Consider the following 22,563-nt stretch of genomic DNA (forward strand, 5'->3'; position numbering starts at 1 on the left):
TGCAAGCTCCCTAACCCGATCACCGATGCGCAGATCCTTTACTTTTCTGTTCCTTTTCATTGCCACTACCCTTTCTGCCCAAGTTCCCTCGCTTTCTTCCAGCGAAATTTTTCAGAATATCAAGAAATTAAATGTGCTGGGCTCGGTACTGTACATCGCCGCTCACCCCGACGATGAAAATACGCTGATGCTTTCCTATTTATCAAAGGATCAAATGGTTAGGACCGGCTACCTTTCACTGACCCGCGGCGACGGAGGCCAGAATCTGATCGGTGCGGAACAAGGTTACAATATCGGTGTGATCAGAACGCAGGAGCTGCTCGGTGCAAGAAGAATTGACGGGGCGCAGCAGTTTTTTTCGAGGGCCTACGATTTTGGTTTTTCCAAGACAAAGGATGAAACGCTGCATTTTTGGGATGCTGAGAAAGTGCAGGGCGACGTCGTTTGGATGATCCGGAAATTTCAACCCGATGTAATTATCACCCGTTTTCCGCCAGATCCAAGAGCCGGCCACGGGCATCACCAAACCTCCGCCTATTTGGCTGAGGAAGGTTTTAAGCTCGCCGCCGACCCAAATTCATATCCCGATCAGCTGAAATTTGTGAAACCCTGGCAGGCGAAAAGGTTGGTTTGGAACACCTATACACCCGGATTTACCAACAAAAAACCTGAGGAGGAAAAAACGCCGTTCATATCGATCGAGATTGGCGGTTACAATCCGATACTGGGAAAATCTTATACCGAAATTGCGGCCGAAAGTCGTAGTCAGCATAAAAGTCAGGGATTTGGCAGTGCGCCACAACGAGGTGAGCGGATTGATTTCTTTTTACATAAAGTCGGCCAGCCTGCGCAGAAAAGTCTTTTCGACAATGTAGATATTAGCTGGAAACGCATTAAGGGAAGTGAAAAAGTGCAGGCGCTAATCACGTCGACCATCAAAAACTTTTCGGTAAATAAACCATCAGCGTCGATCGCTGATCTGTTAAAAATCAACACAGAACTGAATCGACTGGACACTGCAAACATTTATATTAAGGCAAAAAAAGAAGAAGTCCGCGACCTGATCGTACAGTGTGCCGGGCTCTGGTTTGAATCTAATCCAAATGAGTTTTCAGCAGTTGCGGGCGATCTGGCGGCGGTGAATATTTCGGTTGTAAAACGGTCGGATGTTCCTGTAAAACTGGTTTCTCTGGGTTGGATTGGTAATAAAAAGGATAGCCTGGTCAACCTGGCATTGAACCAGAATGAACTCAATGCATTCGCTATTAAGGCAAAATTACCTGACAATCTGCCGATTAGTCAACCTTACTGGCTAGAAAAACCGATTGAAAAAGGCATATTCCAGATCGATAAGCAACAGGATATCGGTTACCCTGAAAATCGCCCGGCTACTGTTACCCATTTCACTTTTGATATTGGCGGTCAGCAGTTTACATTCACGAGACCGTGGATTTTTAAATACGCTGATCCGGCTGAGGGTGAAATTTACAGGCCTTTTGAAATTCGTCCGGCGGTAACCACAACCATTGTTGAGCCAGTTTATATTTTCGCCTCAGCCGAGCCTAAAACCGTTACTATGGTCGTGGAGGCACAAAAGAATAATGTGAATGGGACCGTTAAACCGGAAATCCCGGCGGGCTGGAAATCAGTTCCAGAATCTGCCAGCTTTACATTGGAGAACAAATACCAGCAACAATATTTCTCTTTCATTATCACTCCACCTATTGATAATCAGGAGGTTTCTTTAAAAGCTACCGCGATAGTCGACAGAAAAACGTTTGATAGGTCGATCAGAACAATCTCCTACCGGCACATTCCATCGCAGACCATATTCCCCGTTTCAGAGGCAAGACTTGCCAAGATTGATGTAAAAACCACGGCTAAAAACATCGGTTACATTGCCGGAGCCGGCGACGACGTTCCGACTGCATTGCGCCAGATGGATTGCCAGGTCACTATGCTGAATGCAGCAGGACTTTCGAAAGACCTTGGGCAATTCGATGCGATAGTAGTTGGGGTACGTGCTTATAACACAGAGGACTATCTTGCAAACTACCAGGCAAAACTGATGGATTATGTGAAAAATGGCGGTACTATGGTCGTGCAATACACGATTCCCGGACAAAAAGTAAAACAGATCGGGCCATTTCCGATACAACTGGGCAGGGAGCGAGTAACGGAGGAAGATGCGGAAATGCGTTTCTTAGTGCCCGAAAGTCCGTTGCTGAATACACCTAACAAGATCACGCAGAAGGATTTCGAAGGCTGGGTGCAGGAACGTGGCTTGTATTTTGCTGCGGATTGGGACAAACAAAATTATCAGGCATTGTTTTCGGCAAATGATGAAACCGAGAGCGCCAAGGAAGGCAGCGTTTTGTACGCAAAATATGGAAAAGGACATTACATATATACCGGACTATCCTTTTTTCGCGAATTGCCGGCAGGCGTTACTGGTGCCTACCGGCTATTCGCGAATATGATCTCCGTCGGTAAAAAATAGGTAGAGAACCTATTTGACGTTTTTCCGACGGTTTCTTTGAAAATCTTCTAAAACAAATCCACCGAGTCCCTGCAAATTACTGTAATACGCGCGGCCGTTATTTACTTGTGTGAAGTTTTGCACAAACTGCTTTAAGTATGGATCGGTGGCGATCATGAAGGTAGTCACCGGAATGTCCAGCCTGCGGCATTGTGCGGCTAGTGTAAGGGTTTTATTGATGATTTTACGGTCGAGACCGAAGCTGTTTTTATAATATCTGATACCTTCTTTCAAACAGGTGGGTTTGCCGTCGGTGATCATGAAAATCTGCTTGTTACGCGTCTTTTTTCTGCGTAAAATGTCCATTGCCAATTCCAGACCTGCCACTGTATTCGTGTGATAAGGTCCCACTTCCAGGTAAGGCAAATCTTTGATCTGGATCTGCCACGCGTCGTTTCCGAAGACAATAATATCCAGAGAGTCTTTTGGGTATTTGCTGCGGATCAGTTCGGCCAAAGCCAATGCAACTTTCTTTGCCGGCGTAATGCGGTCCTCCCCATATAATATCATCGAGTGGCTGATATCGATCATAACGACCGTTGCAGTCGTAGTTTTCTGTTCACGTTCCACGACTTCCAGGTCATTTTCCATCAAAGTGAAATCGCCGATACCGTGGTTAACCTGCGCGTTTTTGATAGATTCCGTCATCGCGATCTGATCCAGTGTATCGCCGAATTGAAACTGACGAATATCACTGCTTAGCTCGTCGCCCACGCCCATGTGCGGTGTGTGGTGATTTCCGCCTGTCTTCGATCTTTTTAGTTTACCAAAAATTTCATCGAGCGCACTTTTGCGGATACTTTTCTCCGCTTTCGGCGTCATAATAATCTTACTTTCGCCTTCCTGCTGCTCTTCGGTGATATAGCCTTTCTTTTTCAGATCATCGAAAAAGTCACCTATTCCGTACGAATCGTTGGTAAGGTTATATTGACGATCGAGCTCGCTGAGCCACGACATAGCTTCACTTACGTCGCCCGACGTCATAAGCAGTAACTGCTGAAAAATATCGAAAAGCTGATCAAACTTACTATTGGCTCCCTGCTCAGGTGGAGTATATTTAGAAAAACGATGTCCCCGCATTGTAATCTGGTGTTTTTTAGAAAGCCTTTAACAAATTCGGCTACTTCCAAGTTAATTGAAAGTAGCCGAATTTCAATAATTTATCCGCGATGAACTAAGCTTCTTCCGCGCAGAATTCTTCGAATGCCATTTGCAAATGTTGCGCGATCATCTCGGCAGAGCGACCCTCAATGTGGTGACGTTCAACGAAATGAATCAACTCACCATCTTTGAAAAGCGCAACCGCCGGAGAAGACGGAGGATAAGGAAGTGTATACTCGCGCATTTTCGCAGTAGCTTCCACATCAGCACCTGCAAATACAGTTGCCAGGTGATCCGGCTTGATCTCGCTGCGTGAAAGTGCCGCGCGAACGCCCGGACGAGCCGCGCCTGCTGCGCAACCACAAACTGAATTGATAACAACCAAAGCAGTTCCTTTGGTATTCTGCATGAAGTTGTCTACTTCTTCCGCACTTGTCAAATCCTGAAAACCAGCATTAACAAGCTCAGCTTTCATTGGGGCCACTAATTGTGGTGGATACATATCTCTAAAATTTTTATGGTTATACTTATTAAACTTCGGCTTTCGCCCTCACATAAATCCTAACTCCAGCTTTGCCTCTTCGGACATCATTTCAGTCGTGTAAGGCGGATCAAAAGTCAGCTCAACGCTCACATCATTTACACCTTCCACTTCCCTGATCTTTTGTTCCACTTCGCCTGGTAATGTGCCGGCAGATGGGCACGATGGAGAAGTTAATGTCATGGAAACGAACACGTTATTAACGGGAAATACTTTAAGGTCGTAAATTAGGCCTAATTCATAAACGTCAACCGGGATCTCCGGATCGTACACCGTTTTGATCGCCTTGACAACTTCTTCCCGCAATTCTGATTCTGACATTTCTATATTAGTTTCTAAATGACTTCCTATTGATTTACTGATTTCGCCTGGTATGCTATTCCGTACGCTTTCATTTGTTTCAGCATCGCGGCCAGCCCGTTTGATCTGGTTTGGGCAAGGTGCTGGTGTAACCCGATGCGTTCCATAAAGTAAAGATCTGCGCTTGCAATTTCCTCCGGTGTGTGCCCTGAAAGCACCTTTACCAGCATACTTACCAAACCACGCACTATAATCGCATCGCTATCCGCCTCAAACTTTAAAAGATCACTTTCCATATAAGCATTAAGCCAAACCCTGGATTGACAACCCTTGATAATATTTTCCTCCGTTTTGTATTGTTCTTCAAGCGGCGGGAATTGCTTGGCGAGATCTATAATATACTCGTACTTGCTCTCCCACTCATCAAACAATTCAAAATCCGAAATTAGTTCGTCCTGTATCTCGTTTATCGTCATTGTATCAAATTATTCAACGGACCTTTAAATTATGCAACGGCCGTTCTTGTCTCTACCCAGTTTATAATTGATTCCGCAGTTTCCAAGCCTGCCTTCGAAACATCTGAGATTGGATTACCATCATAACCCATCGCCAAATGCAGTGTGTCATAAGCACCATTGAATGCATTAAGCACTTTCTTGTCCATTTTCGAAAGGCGTTCCTTGTACCAGTCTACGTCTTTTCTCTTTTTGGACTTCTCATCAAATAGTGCATCCAACGCTACCAGAACGCCAGTATAGGCGGCGTGGCCTGCCAGCTTTACATACTTTTTATCCTGATAATAGCCATCCTCTTTTCTGGCTTTCTCCCTCAAAATTTCCTTCGCATTATTCAGATAACGCTTTGCTTCCTGTACTGTGTTGGGCATCTGTGTATATAGTTTGGTTCATACAAAGGATAAATTACAAAAATTATCCAAGCATCCTCTTCACCTTATGCAAGCCCTTTATCAGAAGGTCAATTTCCTCGGTTGTATTGTAAACAGCAAAAGAAGCGCGGGAGGTTCCGGTGATATTAAAGCGGTTCATGAGCGGCTGGGTACAGTGATGTCCCGTACGCACAGCAATACCCTGTTGATCGAGTAAAACGCCGATATCCTGGTGGTGAATTCCATCTATTACAAAGGAAAGTACACTTACTTTGTTCTTCGCTTTTCCAATAATCTTCAATCCTTCAATCTCGCTAACAGCCTCAGTGGCATATTTCAGCAGCCCATTTTCATAAGTGGCGATATTGGATTTGCCCAAAGTATCCACATAATCCAATGCGTATTTCGCTGCTACCACGTCTGCTATATTCGGCGTTCCGGCTTCGAACTTGTATGGAAGCTCGTTATAAGTTGTTTTTTCAAAAGTAACTTCCTTAATCATTTCCCCGCCGCCACGGTAAGGCGGCATTGCATTCAGCAGATCCTTTTTACCATACAAAATTCCCAATCCCGTAGGTCCGTAAATTTTGTGAAGGGAAAGTGCGTAAAAGTCGCAACCGAGATCCTGCACGTCAATATGAAAATGTGAACTCGCCTGAGCACCGTCAATTAGCACCTTAGCTCCTACCGCGTGTGCTTTTTCAATGATCTCTTTGATCGGATTAATAGTGCCGAGTGAATTCGAAACGTGCACGACAGACACAAACTTGGTACGCTCGGTCAGCAGCTTTTCATATTCATCCATCAGCAAATCGCCGTTATCATCGATTGGGATCACTTTTAAAATACATCCCTTTTCTTCACACAGCATTTGCCAGGGGACGATATTGGAGTGGTGCTCCATCGTAGAAATGATCACTTCGTCGCCTTCTTTCAGGAATTTCCTTCCATAAGTCGAAGCGACCAGGTTGATCCCGTCCGTCGTTCCATAAGTGAATATGATCTCCTCAGAAAACTCCGCATTCACAAAAGACTGCATCCTTTTCCTTGTCTGCTCGAATGCAGCAGTTGCCTTTTCGGCCAGGTGGTGGATTCCGCGATGGATGTTGGCATTGTAATGCTCATAATAACCCGACAATGCATCCAAAACCAATCTTGGCTTCTGCGTAGTAGCTGCATTATCAAAATAAACCAGTTGTTTTCCATTGATCACCTCATTCAGAATGGGGAAATCATTTCGGATCGAAGCAATATCTAAGGAAGTCTTCATGAGTGCTATTTTAGAAAAATACCCAACCCAAATAATTGAGTTGGGCGACAATAAGTGTGTCCTGTTATTGCAGAACTATTATTTTGAAGCTAATTTCTCAGCAATTACATTTTCAAGATATTCGCGGATGGAGTCTATTCTTATTTGCGAAACTACATCTGCGCAGAAAGCAAACATCAACAGGGATAATGCTTCTGGCCGGGATATTCCACGCGACCGCATGTAAAATAACGCTTCCTCGTCAATCTGTCCGGTTGTAGTTCCGTGCGAGCATTTTACATCATCCGCATAAATTTCAAGCTGCGGTTTTGTGTTCATACTTGCCTCGGGCGACAGCACGATGTTTTTGCAAGATTGAAAAGCATTCGTTTTCTGAGCGTCAGGCCGAACGAAGATTTTTCCATTGAAAACCCCTTTCGACTTATCTCTCAAAATCCCTTTGTATAATTCGTTACTTTCAGAATTCGGCTTGCGGTGATCAGCAACGGTATGATTATCAACGTGCTGCGTTCCGTCTGGAAAATACAGCCCATACATATGCGCCTCGCAGCGTTCGCCGTCGAGGATGATATTCAGGTTATTTCTGGTAAAACGACCATTTAATGTCACAGTACCTGCATAAAACTGGGACCTGGCGAGCATACGAACCTGCGTAGTGCCGATATGGTACGCCTGTTCACTCTCATTCTGAACCTTATAATATTCAACGCCAGCCTCTTCACCTACGTAAATTTCTGTTACCGCATTGGTGAAAGAGCGGCCGCTCCCCAGTGTCCGGAAAGCTTCTGCCATTTTCAAGTGCGAATTCCTGCCCACCGCGATGATATTTCTCGGCTGGTTTCCCACATTCTGAGTCCGCGCATCTGCTACAAAACGCAGGATTACAGGGTGCTCAACAGTTTGGTTATCAGGCACGTGAATGAATATGCCGTCTTGCGCAAAAGCCGTATTCAATTCGGTAAATCCTTCGCCGCTTTCTTTGGTAAGCTCGTTGAAATAAGTATTAACCAGCTGCGGATCTTTTTTTATAGCTTCCGAAAGTGAAGAAATCGTGATCTGGGCTTGCGAAGATACCATTCGCGACAGCTCCGCATTGTACCGACCATTTACGAAATAGATAATATTCGCATCCTGTTCCGGAATTTTAAGATCTTCCAGATCAGCCAGGACAACATTGCTTTCGGAATTAAAATTATAAGATTCATTCACCAACTCCTTTACACTTGAGTATTTCCACTCTTCATTCCGCACGGTTGGAAAGCCTAGCTGATCAAACCGGGCAAGGGCAGCACGCTTTTTCTGATGAAAAGCAGAGGCAGCCTCGCCATTCATGACAGATTCGCGGGCGTAAAAATCCGTGATCAGCTTGGTTTTTAAATCTATTGTCTCGGTAGTCATTGATTTTTGTATTAGGTAACTTTAATGTTAAGAAACTGTAAATTTGACGTTTACTTAACTTCTTAACTCAACGCTTCCACTTCTGCTTTAATCCAGTCGTAGCCTTTTTCTTCCAGTTCCAAAGCCAATTCTTTCGGACCCGATTTCACTATTCTTCCTTTATAAAGCACGTGAACAAAATCAGGCACGATGTAATCCAGTAATCGCTGATAATGGGTTACCACGATCGCAGCCCTCTCAGGAGAGCGAAGTGAGTTAACACCCTCTGCCACAATTCTTAATGCATCAATATCCAGACCGGAATCTGTTTCGTCCAAAATGGCCAGTTTCGGTTCAAGTACCGCCATTTGAAATATTTCGTTGCGCTTTTTTTCTCCGCCTGAAAATCCTTCGTTCAATGCGCGCTTCAAAAGTGAATCGTTCATGCTGACCAGCTTAGCCTTTTCACGTACCATTTTCAGAAACTGCGCAGCGTCAAGCGGGCTTTCGCCTCTGTACTTACGAATTTCATTTACAGCCGTTTTCAAAAAGTTAATAGTCGTAACACCCGGAATCTCAACAGGATATTGGAATGCAAGGAATATACCTTCTGCTGCTCTTTCCTCAGGTGCCATTTCCAGAATTCCTTTTCCTTCAAAAAGAACACTTCCGCCTGTCACTTCGTATTCCTCTCTCCCCGCAAGGACCGAAGCCAAGGTACTCTTTCCGGATCCGTTTGGACCCATAATCGCATGGACCTCACCCGCTTTCACTTCCAGATTGATTCCTTTTAATATTTCCTTGCCTTCAATTGAGGCACGTAAGTCGTTTATCGAGAGCATAACTGATTTATTCTTAATATGTAGTTCGTGGCAATTTTACCGCAAAAGTAACACGTTTTAGGCGTAAATGAAAATGGACAGGAACGAACGAAACGTGTGCCACAGTATACCTACAACCTTTTTAAACACACCCTTGTTCCCGTGAAAATGATATTCCGCAACAAAATCCGGCTAAGTCTGCCGGGCTGGTAGCAACAATTTTTAATTGCCACGGAAAGCCTTACTTTGCGGTTTTGGCAGCCACATCACTTCACTATAAATATGGATCAGTCAAGAGATTTCGGAATTAACGTTTCGACGGAAACAGGAACGCTCAAACGGCTCCTGATACACAGTCCTGACCGCGGATTAGGCAAAGTTGTGCCCAGCAAGGCGCAGGACTGGCTTTTTGAGGATATTGTGCACCTGGATACCATGCGCCGCGGCGAGTACGATTACTACGTGAAGCTGCTCCTGTATTTTCTTGATCCCGAAAAAATAAAGGGAAAATTGGCAGAGATCGACGCCGACGAAACCAGGTCATTTTATATCCCCGGTTCTGAAAAGTACTTCGATTCTGATCGCGTAGTTGATATTCAAAAACTGCTGGGCGAGATATTACAGGATAGCAATACTCGCATTAAACTGACTGCGGCGATCTGTGGTATTGAAAAATGTTCGTTCAGGATCCACGAAGAACTTAATACCTACGATCCGCACGAGCTGGCGAAAATATTCATTTCTGGCTCCTGCCCCGATAAAAAAATGCTGTTTGCCCCGCTCCCCAACCTGATTTTCATGCGGGATATAGGGATAGTGATTAACAAGCATATCTTGTTGAACAAACCAGCCAAATCGGCACGCACGCGGGAATCGATATTGGCCCAGTTTGTTTTCTTCTACCACCCGATGTTCGCGCAGATCCGGCAGAATCTGATTGAAATTCCGGATAACGAAAACCATTTCCTGCTTCCTGATGATGAAAAAGCCAGCGACTACCACCGCTGCACATTGGAAGGAGGCGATGTAATGACCGTCGCGCCGAACCACTTATTAATAGGTTGCAGCGAGCGCACGAGCATTTACGCGGCGCAGCAGGTGATGAAAATTCTTTTCGAACAAGATATAGTTCAAAAGATCACGATCATCAAAATCCCGAAGAAGCGGGATTACATGCATATTGACACCATATTTACACAGGTCAAAAAGAATGTGTGGGTACTGCTGGGCTCGCTCGCAAGACTGGGCGATGAGGCTAAAAAGAAAGATGTACTGCATTTTCTCGCGCCGGTCGACGTAAATAAGGAATTCAGGATATTGCAATTCAAAAAAGGAAGCGAACAGCAACCAAAGGAAATCGAGAATCTCGAAGAACTCCTCGCCGAGATCAGTACCGAAGATCTGGGCAGTACGGAACCGGTACAATTCATATACTCCGGCGACAACGAATTTCCCTATGGAGAACGCGAGCAATGGACAGATTCCTGCAACTTACTTGCCTTGAAAGACGGTGTGGTGATCGGCTACGACCGAAATGACAAAACGCTGGAAGCATTCCGAAAAAAGGGATTTACGATCATCAGCGCACAGCATCTGTTGCAGGAATTTGAGGCCGGCACCCTTTCACCCGACACATTAACTGACACATTTATCACACTCCCATCGGCAGAATTATCGCGTGCACGCGGCGGCTCGCATTGTATGAGCATGCCGATTTTACGTGAATCTTAATATTGTAATCGTGGGATATCAATTGTAAATTGCTGTTAAAAAATACTCCTATGCGCGTTATCACTTCATCTGCACAAATTCAGCCACAATCCACTCCCCGGATCATGATGATCCGGCCGGCACGATTTGGTTTCAATGAGGAAACGGCTGTCAGCAACACGTTCCAGCAGCAGACTTCCCCGATCGACGAGTCGCTCACCGATGCACAAACGGCAGAGGAAGAATTTGAGCTGATGGTTGACCAGCTCACCAAGGCAGGCGTAGATCTCCGCATATTTGATGATACCGACGATATTGTTCGACCTGACGCAGTTTTTTCCAATAACTGGGTTTCATTTCACCAGAGTGGAAAAGTGGTACTGTATCCGATGATGGCTCAAAATCGAAGGTTGGAACGCCGGCATGATATCATTGAAGCACTGGGAAATGATTTTAATATTGAAGAGATCATTGACCTGACCTATTTCGAAGAGCAAGGGAAATTCCTGGAAGGTACCGGCAGCATGGTGCTCGACAGGCGATATAAAATTGCTTATGCCTGCCTTTCTCCCCGCACACACCCGGAGGTACTGGCCGCATTCGCAGAGGCAATGGACTACGAAACCGTGTCATTTTCCGCATTTGATGAAAACGATAAGCCAGTCTATCATACCAATGTGATCATGTGTGTGGGCGATATATTCGCGATCATTTGTCTGGAAGCGATCAAAAATCCCGACGAGCGGCAAATGGTACGGGCTGCCCTGGAAGAAACAGGCAAATACATTGTAGAGATTTCACTGGAACAGGTTCGGCATTTTGCAGGTAATATGCTGATGGTGAGAAATAAGCTGCTTGAAAAGTTTCTAATTATGTCAACGCAGGCTTATGAAGCACTTACACCGCAGCAGATCAAGGAATTAAATGAATATGCGCGCCTGCTGCACACGGATCTTTCTTTCATAGAAACATACGGAGGAGGCTCTGCCCGCTGCATGATGACCGAAATACACTTACCTGTCAAATAAAAAAAATGCTCCTCACTGGGAGCATTTTTTGCAATTCATAACCCTACATTAAATGCCTAGTCTCTGATTTCCGCCTTAGCTTTTGAAATCTTTTCATTTGTCTTAGCCTTGAAATCGTCCCACTTATCAGCAGTTTCGTTCTCGACATCATTCCACGAAGCTTTCAGCTCCTCTTTTTCTTTATTAAGCTCAACTTTGCGCTCGCGCCATTTGGCTTTTTCCTTATCAGCAGCTTTATCCATTTTGGCGTCAGCTTCTTCAATTTTTCTATCCAGTTTCGCTACTGCTTCATCAATATCCTTTTTCAGTGAAGCTTTATCTTCCTTAACTTTTGCTTCAAAATCGTTCCCCGCATCTTTGATATCCGCTTTGGCTTCATCGACATTTTCATCCATGTCGTTTTTAGCTTCCTCAACCGTTTCGTTGGCCGAATCTTTCGTTTTTTCCGAACAGCTGGTCATTGTCAGCATTCCCATGGTCAGCATGGAAGCAACCATCAAAGTGATCTTTTTCATAATTGGGATTTTTAGTAAAATTCTCTTGGTTTGAATGTTCTTATTCAAAACGTATAGTACAAAAAGCTTACCACGCGTATATGGCTCGCTTTTTTAAGCATTTGTGGAACTTAATTCTCAAAGCAGCTTTTATCTGTCGCTGCACTGAACTTAGCGACGGTGTATTAAGTTTGTTGGTAAATACGCCCTCCTGATCTCCATACAATCATATTTGCATTTTATCGGTATTCAAAATAGTCCTATGCGCTTTATTTACCCGCTCATCCTGCCCCTTATACTATGCTTTGATAGCTTCCAGGCCACCGCACAAACAGATAGTTCTGCAACGCGTCAGTTGGAGGAAGTAACCGTGAATGCCTACGAATCAAGAAGCAACCCGCTCGCGACGACAGCCACAGTAGCACTTATCGGCCGTCGCGCACTCGACCGCTTTCCATCGACAACGTGGGCAAATGCGATTAATACGGTTCCCGGCGTAAAAATGGAAGAACGCTCACCTGGCAGCTACCGGTTCTCAGTAAGGGGCAGCCTGATCCGCTCACCATTCGGGGTCAGGAATGTAAAATTTTACTGGAACGGAATACCGTTTACAGACGCCAGCGGCAACACGCCCCTGAATACGATAGATTACAATGCAGTGCAGGGAATGGAGATTATCAAAGGTCCGGGCAGCAGCATTTACGGAGCCGGCACAGGCGGCGTAGTATTATTGCAAAGCCAGCCCGACAATGCATTTCAGAACCGGGTAGAGCAGAGCGTAAGTTTTGGTAAATATGGTTTTCAGAGCCGGAACACAGCTGTTCAGATCGGTGATATTTCTATTCAATATGGTCACAGTGAGCAGGATGGTTACCGAAACCACAGCGCTATGGCACGTGACGCGATCCGCTTCACATCTTCTTCTGCAATAGGAGAAAAAGGCACATTATCCCTGCTAGGAATGTATTCTGATCTATATTATCAAACGCCCGGCGGCATTAATCTGGCCCAATACCAAAATGATCCGCGACTTGCCCGCCAGTCGACACCGACTGTGCCTGGCAGTGAGGCGCAACGTGCAGCCATTTATACAAGATTAGCATTAGTAGGCGCCAATTATACCATTCAGCTTTCCGATAACTGGTCACAATCGACGGCCTTATACCTGACCTATACCGACTTTGCGAACCCATTTATTTCAAACTATGAAAAAAGGGATGAAAACGGAATCGGGGGAAGAAATTTCTGGCAAAACCGATCCGAGTTTGGCAATGTAAAAACCAAATGGACAAGCGGCTTTGAGTGGCAATACAGCAAATCCGCCCAACGGAATTACGACAATTTGGGCGGTATACCGGGCGAGCAACAGACTGTGGAAGATATCCGCACATCCAACATTTCTGCGTTTACCCAGCTGGAAGCTGTGCTGCTGACGGATCTGACACTGAGCGCGGGAGTGAGTTATAATTCATTTAAATACAAATACGAGCGCTTTTTCGAACTGCCTTATGAAAAAGACCAGCGGAATTTCGACGGCATTTTTGTACCCCGGTTCGCAGCCAACAAGATCATCGCCAGGAACTGGGCTGTTACCGCCTCTTACAGCGGCGGCTTCTCCCCTCCTACCCTTCAGGAAGTTCGTCCCTCGGCAGGCGGATTTCGCAAAGATCTGAATGCAGAGCGCGGAATGAATACCGAGATCGGTATCAGAAGAACCGGCAAACGCATTGCTGGTGAAGTAAGTCTGTACCATTTCGGACTGAAAGAAACCATCGTGCGCAGAACGAACGAGGCTGGCTCGGAGTATTTTATCAATGCTGGAAAAACCAGACAAAACGGGCTGGAATACACAATCTCGTATGATATTGTATCCAGTCCGCAACTGCCAGTCGCGCTGAAATTGTGGACGAATGGTACCTACACCAAGTATACTTTTGAGAATTTCCAGCAGGCGGATGTGGACCTGAGCGGCAAGTTTATTCCGGGTATCCCACGTTTCTCGCAAACTTCCGGACTCGATATATTGCTCAAATATGGCCTTTCTGCATTTTTGACTTACCAGAATGCAGATGCGATGTATTTGAATGACGCGAATACAGTCAAAAATACACCTTACAGTCAGTGGAATGCGCGTGTAAGCTGGAAGCGGAACTGGGGCAGCCATTTTTACAGCGAGCTTTCGGCATCAGCGGAAAAAGTGAATGCGGGAATTTACAGCCTTGGGTACGATCTGAATGCATTCGGAAACCGTTACTACAACAGTGCGCCAAAAAATAACCTCTGGGCTGGCGTGAAGATCGGCTGGGAGTGGCAGAAAAATCAGAAGTAATGCATTTATACATTCACATACCTTTTTGCAAACAGGCTTGTCACTATTGTGATTTTCATTTCAGTACCAATACTGCGGGCAAAGAGGCAATGGTGGAGGCGATTGCAAAGGAAATTGTACTCCGCAAATCGTACCTGCCCGATTCCAATATAGAAACCATTTACTTCGGCGGAGGCACACCGTCAGTGTTGAGTCGACTTGAATTAGAGCTGTTGATGCAGACAATCGGGGAGCATTTCACTATTGCTGCCGACGCAGAGATTACACTCGAAGCCAATCCAGACGACCTAAGTCAAAGTAAACTTGAAATATTTTTTCAGGCGGGTATAAATAGGTTAAGTATTGGAATACAGTCTTTTAATGAAGATCATCTCCAATTTCTCAACCGGGTGCATTCAGCGCAGGAAGCTGAAAATTGTGTAAGGCTGGCCAAACAGATCGGGATCAATAATATTTCCATTGACCTTATTTACGCAATACCTGCACCCGACCACAGCATTCTAAAAAGTGACCTTCAAAAAGCATTCGAACTGGACGTTGCGCACATTTCTGCGTATTGCCTTACCATAGAGCCGCAAACGGTTTTTGGAAACTGGCTGAAAAGGGATAAGATCAAGCCTATTAATGAAGAATTTGCGGCCGTGCAATTTGAAATACTTATTGAAACACTGGCCCAAAACGGCTATGAGCAATACGAGATCTCAAACTTTGCCAGAAACAAGCAATATAGCCGCCACAATAGCTCCTACTGGAAGCAGCGACCTTATCTGGGTGTAGGTCCGAGCGCGCATTCCTATAATGGTACAAGCCGCGAGTTCAATGTGGCTAACAATGCAAAATATGTGCAGGCTATTCAGGCTGGCAGCATTCCGGCAACTTATGAAATATTGACCGCGGCGGATCAGACCAATGAATACCTGCTAACCGGTCTGCGTACGAAATGGGGCGTAAACAGCGGGAAACTGGAAAGTTTATCAGGAGGTAAATTCGCAATGCTGCATCAAAAAGAGCTGGCGGATATGAAGAAAAATGGCTGGCTCAGGGAAGAATCGGGAAGTTTGCTGCTTACAGCATCCGGCAAGCTTTTCGCTGACCGTATCGCCAGCGACCTGTTTATCGACTGAACTTCCCGGAAAAAACCAGGAAGTTCAGTATGAAAGGTGATTAAACCAATTCTGCATTCAATGTAATCTCCGCATTCAATAACTGCGAGATCGGGCATTCTTTTTTAGCCTTTTCCGCGATTGTAGCAAATTGCTCAGCCGAGATATCAGGCACCGATGCTTTCAACTCGATCGCACTTTTTACTACCTGTCCTTTTGACGGATCCAGGCTCACAGTTGCAGTTGCGTTGAGCTCGTCGGCAGTAAAACCTTCCGCATTCAGCTCAAAGCTCAGTTTCATTGCAAAACATCCTGCATGTGCAGCTGCGATCAGCTCCTCAGGGTTAGTACCTTTTCCCTCTGCAAAACGGGTATTGAAAGAATATTGCGTGTTTTCAAGAACGGTACTTTGCGTGCTGATTGTACCAGCTCCTTCTTTTCCAGTTCCTTTCCAGACTGCTGTGGCCTTGCGATTTATCATCTGATTCGTGTTTGAAATTGATTGATTTAATTAAAAAAACTTGGTATTAGCGTAAAGTAACATGTCCGTAGCATCTACGCAAATTATTATATTATTAAGGCCCGGCAATAAAAAAGATATAAAATCAGTTCCAGAAAGTGCCTGTACTAACCGTTTTCGGCCAATTCGTTAATGAAAGTTAATGTTTCGCGTACGATTAAACTTTATTATTGCAGCACAATCTAAAACCATATTTTCACTTACTTTCAATTTTTAATTTTAGCATATCATGAACAAAAAACTCATCCCCCTGCTGCTTGTACTTGTTGCATTGTTTCAAGGCTGCCGCGGCCCGGAAGGAGATCCCGGCGCTGATGGTGTCAATGTAGTAGGTTCAACCATAGATCTGGTCGACGTGAATTTTAATGCCGGCAATAATTTTGAATACTCGATGTCTTATGACAGGGCTGAACTCGAAGTGTTGGAATCTGACGCACTACTGATCTACGTTCGCTGGGAAGACGTCGAATCGGGAAATCAAACTGTTAAGACTTTCCGCCTGATGCCGCAAACTGCTTTCTTAACTGGTAACCAGATCCTGACCTACAATTACGATCAGACGATCAGTGACTTCTCGATATTTTTGGACGGAACTGCAAACCTGGCGAATCTTCCTGCTGCCTATACACAGGATCAGGAATTCCGGATCGTAGTAATTCCTGCTGATTTTGTGGCCCGGAAAAACGGAGCCGTTGATTATAACGATTACGATGCAGTTGTAAAAGCATTCAATATCGACGAATCTAAAATCCGCAAAGTATCGGCAAAATAAGCTGGAACAATTTTTTAATTATATCTTACTGAAAATATAATCTCAAATCCGGTAATCAATTTACCGGATTTCCTTTTACCTATGAAAATCGCGTTCAACACACTTCTGTTTCTGTTTTTTTCGGTTTCCATCTGCTCAGCGCAAAGCTTTGCCGATGAAACCAACAAGTTTCGGGAGCACTATAAGAAAGAGTTTCTGACAACCGGAAATTCGCCTTTAAAAAAGAAAGATCTCCCCTACCTGCGTTTCTACGAGCCCGATTCAGCATTCAAGGTTAAGGCGAGGTTTGAGAAAGTAAAAGGTCAGCCTTTCGAAATGCCGACTTACAGCGGGATTAATAAAACTTATGTCAGGTACGGGATATTGAAATTCCGGGTGAATGGAAGAAGGCAGACACTTACCGTGTACCGGAGTTTGAGCTTGCAGGCGAACGCCAAATACAAGGATTACCTGTTTATCCCATTTAAAGACAAAACGAATGGAAGCGAATCCTACGGAGGCGGCCGTTATATTGACCTTAAAACGACTGATATCAAGGATAATAGCTATGTGATTGACTTTAACAAAGCATACAATCCATATTGCGCATATAGTGTAGGATACAACTGCCCGATCCCGCCAAGCGCCAATCACCTTGCCGTGGCTATCAGTGCAGGGGAAAAGAAATTTGGTAAAGAAAGCGAGGAAGCTAGCCTGAAATAGGAGTTTCTTTCCATTCAAAAAGGATATATTCCCCATCTTCCGAATCGCCGACCTGACTTCGAAAACCTTCATTTCTCAGATAAAAATCAACTGCCGGCCGGTTTTTTACCAAACATTTCAGAGTCGCTTTTCCGCTCAGTTTTTGGAGCGATTTATGTAAAAGCGCCTTTCCTATACCCTGATGCTGACGGGCTGCATTTACATACAAGTGGTGAATAAAATGACCCGGCACCCAAAGCGATGCAAATCCAACTATTTCCTCTCCTGACTTGGCAACAAGGATAAATTCGCCCTCGGTATCGCTGTCGAATGAAATCCTGCCAAGTTGCTCCTCGTTGAACCAGGTGAATGTGGCGCGATAAGAACCTTCATAAAGCCGCGCTACCGCCTCTCGTTCTTCCTCCTCAAAATCTGAAATAGTAATGGAGTTTAGCGTATGGTCGCTCATTAACATGATAGTAAGAACATAAAAAAAGCCTAACGAAACAGTCAGGCTCCAATTAGAATAGGCTTGATTATGCTGCAAGAAAGTTCTTCTGCTTCATAATGCGTTCAAATACTTTGATATCGTGTTCAGATGTAAATATGCTGAAAGGCAGATACAAAAACTGGCCTTTTGAAATCACCAGCACATAAGCGTCTTTGTCTTTATAAGCATCCATAATCTGCTCCCATTTCATCACACTGCCTTCTTTTTGATTCAGCTTCATCAAAATCTGGCGGTTGTCAATCTCGTACTGAAATTTCTCAAACATCGGCTTATACTGTGCGAGCTGGGTAATACCCGTAAACTGGATCAGCCAAAAAAGTACGTAAAGGATCACGCCGACAAAAACTGTAATATAGATCCAGTAGTTAGGATAAACGTCTGTCAGGTTCAGTACTGCGTTGACCAGGATCAGGGCAATAGGAAGAAGCGCCCATTTGATCTGCGTTTTGAAAAAGTAACGCATGGCCAGCGAAATGTATTTTTTTGTAGGTAATGCATACCTTTTTGTACGAACCGCCGCAGGGTTCGTGGGCATTTGATAAACGGGTTGGTGTTTGTTCACCGAAACTTTGGCCATAACTTAATTTAAATTAACAATTCTGATTTCTACCCGATAAGGATCAATAGGGTTGCAAAATAAAGTGCAAAGTTAGGAAAAACCGTCCGACATATCAGAAAGGCATTGAAATAAAAACCAGTTAAGAGATTTTAGTGTAATTTGTCTTTCTTAACTGCGTTGAAGAAGTAAATATGCCTTTTTGATCCGATCCGATGAGTTTTCTGTTTCCGTCTTTTTTGTGGGGTTTACTGGCCGTATCTGTTCCGATTGCGATTCACATCTTCAACTTTCGTCGCACAAAAAGGGTCTTTTTCACCAATGTAGCTTTCCTCAAAGCAGTTGATACCAAAACGCGCTCAGTCCGGCAGATCAAACACTGGCTGGTTTTGGCGACGCGTATTCTGGCCATTATCTGTTTGGCAATTGCTTTTGCCCAGCCATTTCTTCCCGCGAAAAATAACCTCTCAGTAAACAGGCAGGGCATTACCAGCCTTTATCTGGATAATTCGTTCAGCATGGAAAGCGAGCTGAACAACAAGAGGTACCTTGATATTGCCACGCAGCGGCTCAGCGATTTGCTGGGTATCTTCAAAAATTCGGCCTCGCTGCAACTGGTAACCAACGATTTCTCTGCACAGGAACAAGGACTTTACCCCGCGGAAAAGCTGCGCGACCGGCTTACTACCATCAATCTGTCCAATACCCCGAGAACATTCGAGCAGATTTACCTGCGCCAGCAAAATCTCATTTCCCGGCACCAGCAACAAGGAAGCAACCAGCTTTTCTGGTTCTCTGATTTTCAAAAAAGCACCGCGGGCGACTTGTCTAAAATCAAAGCAGATACAACGAACCAGCTCTTTCTGGTCCCGGTTCAGGCAGCGGCCGAGAAAAACATATTCGTCGATTCTACCTGGCTTAATACCCCGTTTATCCGCGAGCTTCAAAACAATATACTTTTTGTAAAAGTCAGCAACTCAGGGACGGAAGAGGCTAAGAATGTGGTACTTAAACTGAGCCTGGATAATACGCAGGCTTCGACCGCGTCCGTTAGTGTGCCTGCGAACGGCAGCGCTACCGCGAAATTCAACTTCAACCTGAAAGGGAAAGGTTACAAAAAAGGACAGATCACTTTCGACGATTTCCCGGTAACCTTCGACAACGATTACTTCTTCGTCCTCAACTCCTCTCCGCTGATCCGGGTATTGCATATTTACGGTCAGAAATCGGCCGGAAACTATATTGAAAATGTGTACGACAATGACAGCCTATTCACATTACAGAGTTACAGTGCGCAAAACGTCGATCCCGGACTGATTAAAAATGCAGATCTGGTAGTACTGGAAGGTGTCAATCAGGTCTCGGGCACTTTGCCTCAGGAATTACAGGATTTTGTTCGGAAAGGCGGGAGTCTGGCCCTGCTGCCTTCGGCTAACCCACAGGCAGAAAGCTACGGCGGATTTCTGGCTAACCTGGGCGTGAGAGGGTTGAATGTGGCTGGCAATGCGGCTCCTAATCCGGTTGACCTTGCTGCGCCCGATCGTAATAACCCGTTTTTCAGCGACGTTTTTGAAGAATCTGTCCGCCAGGAAATGAACCTGAATTTACCTACTGCTTCAACGGTACTCAGCTGGTCGAGCTCCGGCCAGCCGCTGCTTTCACTGCGCAATGGGCAAGTTTATCTGAGTCAAATTTCTGCCGGTCTAGGTAAATTATACCTTTTTGCTGCGCCCCTAAATCCGGAATATGGAAAAGTGGCTCAGCACGCGATCTTCGTTCCGGTCATGTATAAAATTGCCGCGGCCAGTGTCCGTGCGCAGCGTACTTCCTTCAAGTTTGACGAAGATCCGATCAGTCTTTCCGTGACCGGCACCGAAGCTAATTCAATATATAAGTTGCGAAGAAATAAAACGGAGGTAATCCCCGTGCAACGCCTGGCTGGCAACCAGCTGCTACTGGGTATTCCGCAGGGCGATCAGCTGGGAGAAGGATTGGCTGCCGGTTATTACGAGTTGGTGAAAAACGACAAAACAGAGCAGATCATCGCGCTCAACCACAACAGCGCCGAATCGAAATTGCAATTCTACTCCCCCACCGAGCTCCGGACGTTGTTTGCCGGACAGAAAAATGTCCAGGTATTCGACCGGATCGACGACGATGCATTTGCCACAGCGTTTCAGCAGCAAAACATGGGCACTTATCTGTGGAAGTATTTTTTATATGCCGCACTCTTCCTTTTATTGCTGGAAATCGCATTGATCAGGCTGATGAAGTGAGTCGGCTGCATTGTCGAAATTCTTCACATTTTTGCCAAAAGACGCCGTTTGTGTTTTATGTTAGCGGTTTTTACACCAATTTTGCGTGGTAAAATTTAATTATTAAATGCTTTCATACCGAATTGGAATTCTCGGAGGCGGCCAGTTGGGTTTAATGCTTTTGCAAGCTGCTGTCGACTGGAACCTCGATATCCATGTCCTGGATCCTGACGCTGAGGCTCCGTGCAAACAAATTGCCCCCCATTTCCGCCAGGGTTCCCTGCAAGATTTTGATACTGTTTATGATTTTGGAAAAGACCTTGATGTAATTACCATCGAGATCGAAAAAGTGAATGTAGACGCGCTGGAAAAGCTTGAAAAAGAGGGAAAGAAAATTTATCCCCAGCCTTCTGTAATTCGCAAAATCCAGGATAAGCGCATTCAGAAACAGTTTTATCTGGACAACAACCTTCCCACTTCCGATTTTATATTAACCGAAAATCGGGAAGAAGTTTCAAACCATATTTCATTTTTACCCGCATTTCATAAGCTGGGTAAAGATGGTTACGATGGCCGCGGCGTGCAGCGCATTGCATCAGCCGAAGATATTCCAAAAGCATTCGATCAGCCGGGCCTTTTAGAGAAAGCCGTTGATTTTGATAAAGAGCTGGCTGTGCTTGTCGCGCGTAACAGTGCGGGCGAAACGGCTACTTTCCCGACTGTGGAAATGGTTTTTCATCCCGAACTCAACCTCGTAGAATACCTTTTTGCACCTGCGGAAATCAATGCGCAGGTCAATGCAAAAGCACAGGAGATCGCTGTTAAAACTGCCGAGGCATTTCAGATAGTAGGTCTGCTGGCCGTTGAGCTTTTCCTCACCAAAGACGGTGAAGTACTAATTAATGAAGTAGCACCGCGCCCGCATAACAGCGGCCACCACACGATCCGCGCAAATGCAACTTCTCAATATGAACAGCATTGGCGGGCGATTCTGGGGTTACCTCTGGGAAGCACGCAGGCTTACGGACCGTCTGCGATGGTAAATCTGCTTGGCGAAGACGGTTTTCAAGGACCGGCAGTTTATGAAGGAATGGAAAAGCTTTTGGCGCAGGAACAGGTATTTCCTTTTTTATATTGGAAAAAACAAACCAAACCTTTCCGTAAAATGGGCCACATCACAATTATGGACAACAGTCTTTCTGCTTTGAAGGAAAAGGTGGAATTTGTGAAAAACAATATCAGGGTAATAAGTACAGAATCTAAGCATTGACCAGATGGTAGGTATAATAATGGGAAGTCTTTCGGATTCCAAAGTAATGCAGCTGGCCGCCGACGCACTGACCGAGCTGGGGATAGATTTCGAAATGGAGATCGTTTCTGCACACCGCACGCCGGAGCGAATGTTGGACTATGCAGCTACTGCCCGTTCGCGCGGCTTAAAGGTGATCATTGCCGGAGCAGGCGGAGCGGCACATTTGCCGGGTATGGTAGCCTCACTCACTTCTTTACCCGTAATAGGTGTACCGGTACTTTCAAGCAACTCGATCGACGGCTGGGATTCCGTACTTTCCATATTGCAAATGCCGGCTGGCGTACCTGTTGCCACTGTGGCTCTGGACGGTGCCCGAAACGCAGGAATTCTTGCCGCTCAGATTATCGGCGCCAGCGACGAAGCGACTGGAAAACGGCTGGATGCATTCAAGGAAAGCTTAAAAGACAAAGTTTCGACGATGAACGAGGAATTGAAAAAGCAACTTGCAAAGTAACCC

22 protein-coding genes are annotated in these 22,563 nt (G+C 45.2%); 10 read left to right on the forward strand and 12 right to left on the reverse strand.

Annotation, left to right across the window (positions count from 1 at the left end; genetic code table 11):
- Nucleotides 1–25 precede the first annotated feature (25 nt).
- Nucleotides 26–2,500 (forward strand): PIG-L family deacetylase, encoded by a 2,475-nt coding sequence (locus tag KOD92_RS19730; protein ID WP_215235315.1) that lies wholly within the window; start codon nucleotides 26–28, stop codon nucleotides 2,498–2,500.
- 9 nt (nucleotides 2,501–2,509) lie between these two features.
- Here the strand turns inward: KOD92_RS19730 and KOD92_RS19735 are convergent, their stop codons facing one another.
- The 8 genes from KOD92_RS19735 to sufC all read right to left on the reverse strand — a co-directional run bounded on the left by KOD92_RS19735 (nucleotide 2,510) and on the right by sufC (nucleotide 8,856).
- Nucleotides 2,510–3,619, reverse strand: a complete 1,110-nt coding sequence (locus KOD92_RS19735; RefSeq protein WP_215235316.1) for a vWA domain-containing protein — start codon at nucleotides 3,617–3,619, stop codon at nucleotides 2,510–2,512.
- A 94-nt stretch (nucleotides 3,620–3,713) separates the two neighbouring features.
- Nucleotides 3,714–4,142, reverse strand: coding sequence for a BrxA/BrxB family bacilliredoxin (locus tag KOD92_RS19740; protein WP_215235317.1), 429 nt, complete (start codon nucleotides 4,140–4,142; stop codon nucleotides 3,714–3,716).
- A gap of 48 nt (nucleotides 4,143–4,190) precedes the next feature.
- Nucleotides 4,191–4,502, reverse strand: coding sequence for an SUF system Fe-S cluster assembly protein (locus tag KOD92_RS19745; RefSeq protein ID WP_215235318.1), 312 nt, complete (start codon nucleotides 4,500–4,502; stop codon nucleotides 4,191–4,193).
- Between the two features lie 26 nt (nucleotides 4,503–4,528).
- Nucleotides 4,529–4,957: a SufE family protein gene (locus KOD92_RS19750; RefSeq protein WP_215235319.1), complete on the reverse strand. Its 429-nt coding sequence runs from the start codon at nucleotides 4,955–4,957 to the stop codon at nucleotides 4,529–4,531.
- 29 nt (nucleotides 4,958–4,986) lie between these two features.
- Entirely contained in the window at nucleotides 4,987–5,367 is a 381-nt protein-coding gene (locus tag KOD92_RS19755; protein ID WP_215235320.1) for a DUF5618 family protein, read from the reverse strand.
- A gap of 43 nt (nucleotides 5,368–5,410) precedes the next feature.
- Entirely contained in the window at nucleotides 5,411–6,637 is a 1,227-nt protein-coding gene (locus KOD92_RS19760) for a cysteine desulfurase (RefSeq protein WP_215235321.1), read from the reverse strand.
- A 78-nt stretch (nucleotides 6,638–6,715) separates the two neighbouring features.
- A complete protein-coding gene (gene sufD, locus KOD92_RS19765; protein WP_215235322.1) occupies nucleotides 6,716–8,035 on the reverse strand; it encodes a Fe-S cluster assembly protein SufD in 1,320 nt (439 codons plus the stop codon).
- 62 nt (nucleotides 8,036–8,097) lie between these two features.
- Entirely contained in the window at nucleotides 8,098–8,856 is a 759-nt protein-coding gene (gene sufC, locus KOD92_RS19770; protein ID WP_215235323.1) for a Fe-S cluster assembly ATPase SufC, read from the reverse strand.
- A gap of 261 nt (nucleotides 8,857–9,117) precedes the next feature.
- On the opposite strand from sufC, the gene KOD92_RS19775 reads away from it, so the two are divergent.
- Together KOD92_RS19775 and ctlX are read left to right on the forward strand one after the other, a co-directional pair.
- Nucleotides 9,118–10,566 carry an arginine deiminase family protein gene (locus tag KOD92_RS19775; RefSeq protein WP_215235324.1) on the forward strand — a complete coding sequence of 483 codons (1,449 nt, stop codon included), beginning with the start codon at nucleotides 9,118–9,120 and terminating at the stop codon, nucleotides 10,564–10,566.
- Between the two features lie 50 nt (nucleotides 10,567–10,616).
- Complete coding sequence (ctlX, locus tag KOD92_RS19780) at nucleotides 10,617–11,573, forward strand: citrulline utilization hydrolase CtlX (RefSeq protein ID WP_215235325.1); 957 nt, start codon at nucleotides 10,617–10,619, stop codon at nucleotides 11,571–11,573.
- Between the two features lie 56 nt (nucleotides 11,574–11,629).
- Here ctlX and KOD92_RS19785 read toward each other — a convergent pair whose 3' ends face one another.
- Nucleotides 11,630–12,088, reverse strand: a complete 459-nt coding sequence (locus KOD92_RS19785) for a hypothetical protein (RefSeq protein ID WP_215235326.1) — start codon at nucleotides 12,086–12,088, stop codon at nucleotides 11,630–11,632.
- Between the two features lie 241 nt (nucleotides 12,089–12,329).
- Between KOD92_RS19785 and KOD92_RS19790 the strand changes: the two genes are divergently transcribed.
- Together KOD92_RS19790 and hemW are read left to right on the forward strand one after the other, a co-directional pair.
- A complete protein-coding gene (locus tag KOD92_RS19790) occupies nucleotides 12,330–14,396 on the forward strand; it encodes a TonB-dependent receptor (RefSeq protein ID WP_215235327.1) in 2,067 nt (688 codons plus the stop codon).
- Nucleotides 14,396–15,520, forward strand: a complete 1,125-nt coding sequence (gene hemW / locus KOD92_RS19795) for a radical SAM family heme chaperone HemW (protein WP_215235328.1) — start codon at nucleotides 14,396–14,398, stop codon at nucleotides 15,518–15,520. The genes KOD92_RS19790 and hemW overlap by 1 nt, the downstream gene beginning before the upstream one ends.
- A gap of 40 nt (nucleotides 15,521–15,560) precedes the next feature.
- Here the strand turns inward: hemW and KOD92_RS19800 are convergent, their stop codons facing one another.
- Complete coding sequence (locus tag KOD92_RS19800) at nucleotides 15,561–15,980, reverse strand: OsmC family protein (protein ID WP_215235329.1); 420 nt, start codon at nucleotides 15,978–15,980, stop codon at nucleotides 15,561–15,563.
- Between the two features lie 268 nt (nucleotides 15,981–16,248).
- Between KOD92_RS19800 and KOD92_RS19805 the strand changes: the two genes are divergently transcribed.
- Nucleotides 16,249–16,791 carry a hypothetical protein gene (locus tag KOD92_RS19805; protein ID WP_215235330.1) on the forward strand — a complete coding sequence of 181 codons (543 nt, stop codon included), beginning with the start codon at nucleotides 16,249–16,251 and terminating at the stop codon, nucleotides 16,789–16,791.
- 81 nt (nucleotides 16,792–16,872) lie between these two features.
- Nucleotides 16,873–17,493, forward strand: a complete 621-nt coding sequence (locus tag KOD92_RS19810) for a DUF1684 domain-containing protein (protein WP_215235331.1) — start codon at nucleotides 16,873–16,875, stop codon at nucleotides 17,491–17,493.
- Here KOD92_RS19810 and KOD92_RS19815 read toward each other — a convergent pair.
- Together KOD92_RS19815 and KOD92_RS19820 are read right to left on the reverse strand one after the other, a co-directional pair.
- A complete protein-coding gene (locus tag KOD92_RS19815) occupies nucleotides 17,480–17,941 on the reverse strand; it encodes a GNAT family N-acetyltransferase (protein WP_215235332.1) in 462 nt (153 codons plus the stop codon). The two genes, KOD92_RS19810 and KOD92_RS19815, sit on opposite strands and share 14 nt — an antisense overlap.
- 67 nt (nucleotides 17,942–18,008) lie before the next feature.
- A complete protein-coding gene (locus tag KOD92_RS19820; RefSeq protein ID WP_229254766.1) occupies nucleotides 18,009–18,518 on the reverse strand; it encodes a YcxB family protein in 510 nt (169 codons plus the stop codon).
- Nucleotides 18,519–18,754: 236 nt separating this feature from the next.
- Between KOD92_RS19820 and KOD92_RS19825 the strand changes: the two genes are divergently transcribed.
- The 3 genes from KOD92_RS19825 (at nucleotide 18,755) to purE (ending at nucleotide 22,560) form a co-directional block, all read left to right on the forward strand.
- Nucleotides 18,755–20,815 (forward strand): BatA domain-containing protein, encoded by a 2,061-nt coding sequence (locus tag KOD92_RS19825; protein ID WP_215235334.1) that lies wholly within the window; start codon nucleotides 18,755–18,757, stop codon nucleotides 20,813–20,815.
- A 106-nt stretch (nucleotides 20,816–20,921) separates the two neighbouring features.
- A complete protein-coding gene (locus KOD92_RS19830) occupies nucleotides 20,922–22,064 on the forward strand; it encodes a 5-(carboxyamino)imidazole ribonucleotide synthase (protein ID WP_215235335.1) in 1,143 nt (380 codons plus the stop codon).
- 4 nt (nucleotides 22,065–22,068) lie between these two features.
- Nucleotides 22,069–22,560, forward strand: a complete 492-nt coding sequence (gene purE, locus KOD92_RS19835) for a 5-(carboxyamino)imidazole ribonucleotide mutase (RefSeq protein WP_215235336.1) — start codon at nucleotides 22,069–22,071, stop codon at nucleotides 22,558–22,560.
- Nucleotides 22,561–22,563: the final 3 nt, after the last annotated feature.

This window comes from Dyadobacter linearis, from assembly GCF_907165045.1.
GTDB lineage: Bacteria > Bacteroidota > Bacteroidia > Cytophagales > Spirosomataceae > Dyadobacter > Dyadobacter linearis.

Bases quoted from the DNA above. Each gene is read 5' to 3' on its own strand.
- KOD92_RS19730 (WP_215235315.1), top strand. From the start codon at position 26: ATGCGCAGATCCTTTACTTTTCTGTTCCTTTTCATTGCCACTACCCTT.
- KOD92_RS19735 (WP_215235316.1), bottom strand. From the start codon at position 3,619: ATGCGGGGACATCGTTTTTCTAAATATACTCCACCTGAGCAGGGAGCC.
- KOD92_RS19740 (WP_215235317.1), bottom strand. From the start codon at position 4,142: ATGTATCCACCACAATTAGTGGCCCCAATGAAAGCTGAGCTTGTTAAT.
- KOD92_RS19745 (WP_215235318.1), bottom strand. From the start codon at position 4,502: ATGTCAGAATCAGAATTGCGGGAAGAAGTTGTCAAGGCGATCAAAACG.
- KOD92_RS19750 (WP_215235319.1), bottom strand. From the start codon at position 4,957: ATGACGATAAACGAGATACAGGACGAACTAATTTCGGATTTTGAATTG.
- KOD92_RS19755 (WP_215235320.1), bottom strand. From the start codon at position 5,367: ATGCCCAACACAGTACAGGAAGCAAAGCGTTATCTGAATAATGCGAAG.
- KOD92_RS19760 (WP_215235321.1), bottom strand. From the start codon at position 6,637: ATGAAGACTTCCTTAGATATTGCTTCGATCCGAAATGATTTCCCCATT.
- sufD (WP_215235322.1), bottom strand. From the start codon at position 8,035: ATGACTACCGAGACAATAGATTTAAAAACCAAGCTGATCACGGATTTT.
- sufC (WP_215235323.1), bottom strand. From the start codon at position 8,856: ATGCTCTCGATAAACGACTTACGTGCCTCAATTGAAGGCAAGGAAATA.
- KOD92_RS19775 (WP_215235324.1), top strand. From the start codon at position 9,118: ATGGATCAGTCAAGAGATTTCGGAATTAACGTTTCGACGGAAACAGGA.
- ctlX (WP_215235325.1), top strand. From the start codon at position 10,617: ATGCGCGTTATCACTTCATCTGCACAAATTCAGCCACAATCCACTCCC.
- KOD92_RS19785 (WP_215235326.1), bottom strand. From the start codon at position 12,088: ATGAAAAAGATCACTTTGATGGTTGCTTCCATGCTGACCATGGGAATG.
- KOD92_RS19790 (WP_215235327.1), top strand. From the start codon at position 12,330: ATGCGCTTTATTTACCCGCTCATCCTGCCCCTTATACTATGCTTTGAT.
- hemW (WP_215235328.1), top strand. From the start codon at position 14,396: ATGCATTTATACATTCACATACCTTTTTGCAAACAGGCTTGTCACTAT.
- KOD92_RS19800 (WP_215235329.1), bottom strand. From the start codon at position 15,980: ATGATAAATCGCAAGGCCACAGCAGTCTGGAAAGGAACTGGAAAAGAA.
- KOD92_RS19805 (WP_215235330.1), top strand. From the start codon at position 16,249: ATGAACAAAAAACTCATCCCCCTGCTGCTTGTACTTGTTGCATTGTTT.
- KOD92_RS19810 (WP_215235331.1), top strand. From the start codon at position 16,873: ATGAAAATCGCGTTCAACACACTTCTGTTTCTGTTTTTTTCGGTTTCC.
- KOD92_RS19815 (WP_215235332.1), bottom strand. From the start codon at position 17,941: ATGAGCGACCATACGCTAAACTCCATTACTATTTCAGATTTTGAGGAG.
- KOD92_RS19820 (WP_229254766.1), bottom strand. From the start codon at position 18,518: ATGCCCACGAACCCTGCGGCGGTTCGTACAAAAAGGTATGCATTACCT.
- KOD92_RS19825 (WP_215235334.1), top strand. From the start codon at position 18,755: ATGAGTTTTCTGTTTCCGTCTTTTTTGTGGGGTTTACTGGCCGTATCT.
- KOD92_RS19830 (WP_215235335.1), top strand. From the start codon at position 20,922: ATGCTTTCATACCGAATTGGAATTCTCGGAGGCGGCCAGTTGGGTTTA.
- purE (WP_215235336.1), top strand. From the start codon at position 22,069: ATGGTAGGTATAATAATGGGAAGTCTTTCGGATTCCAAAGTAATGCAG.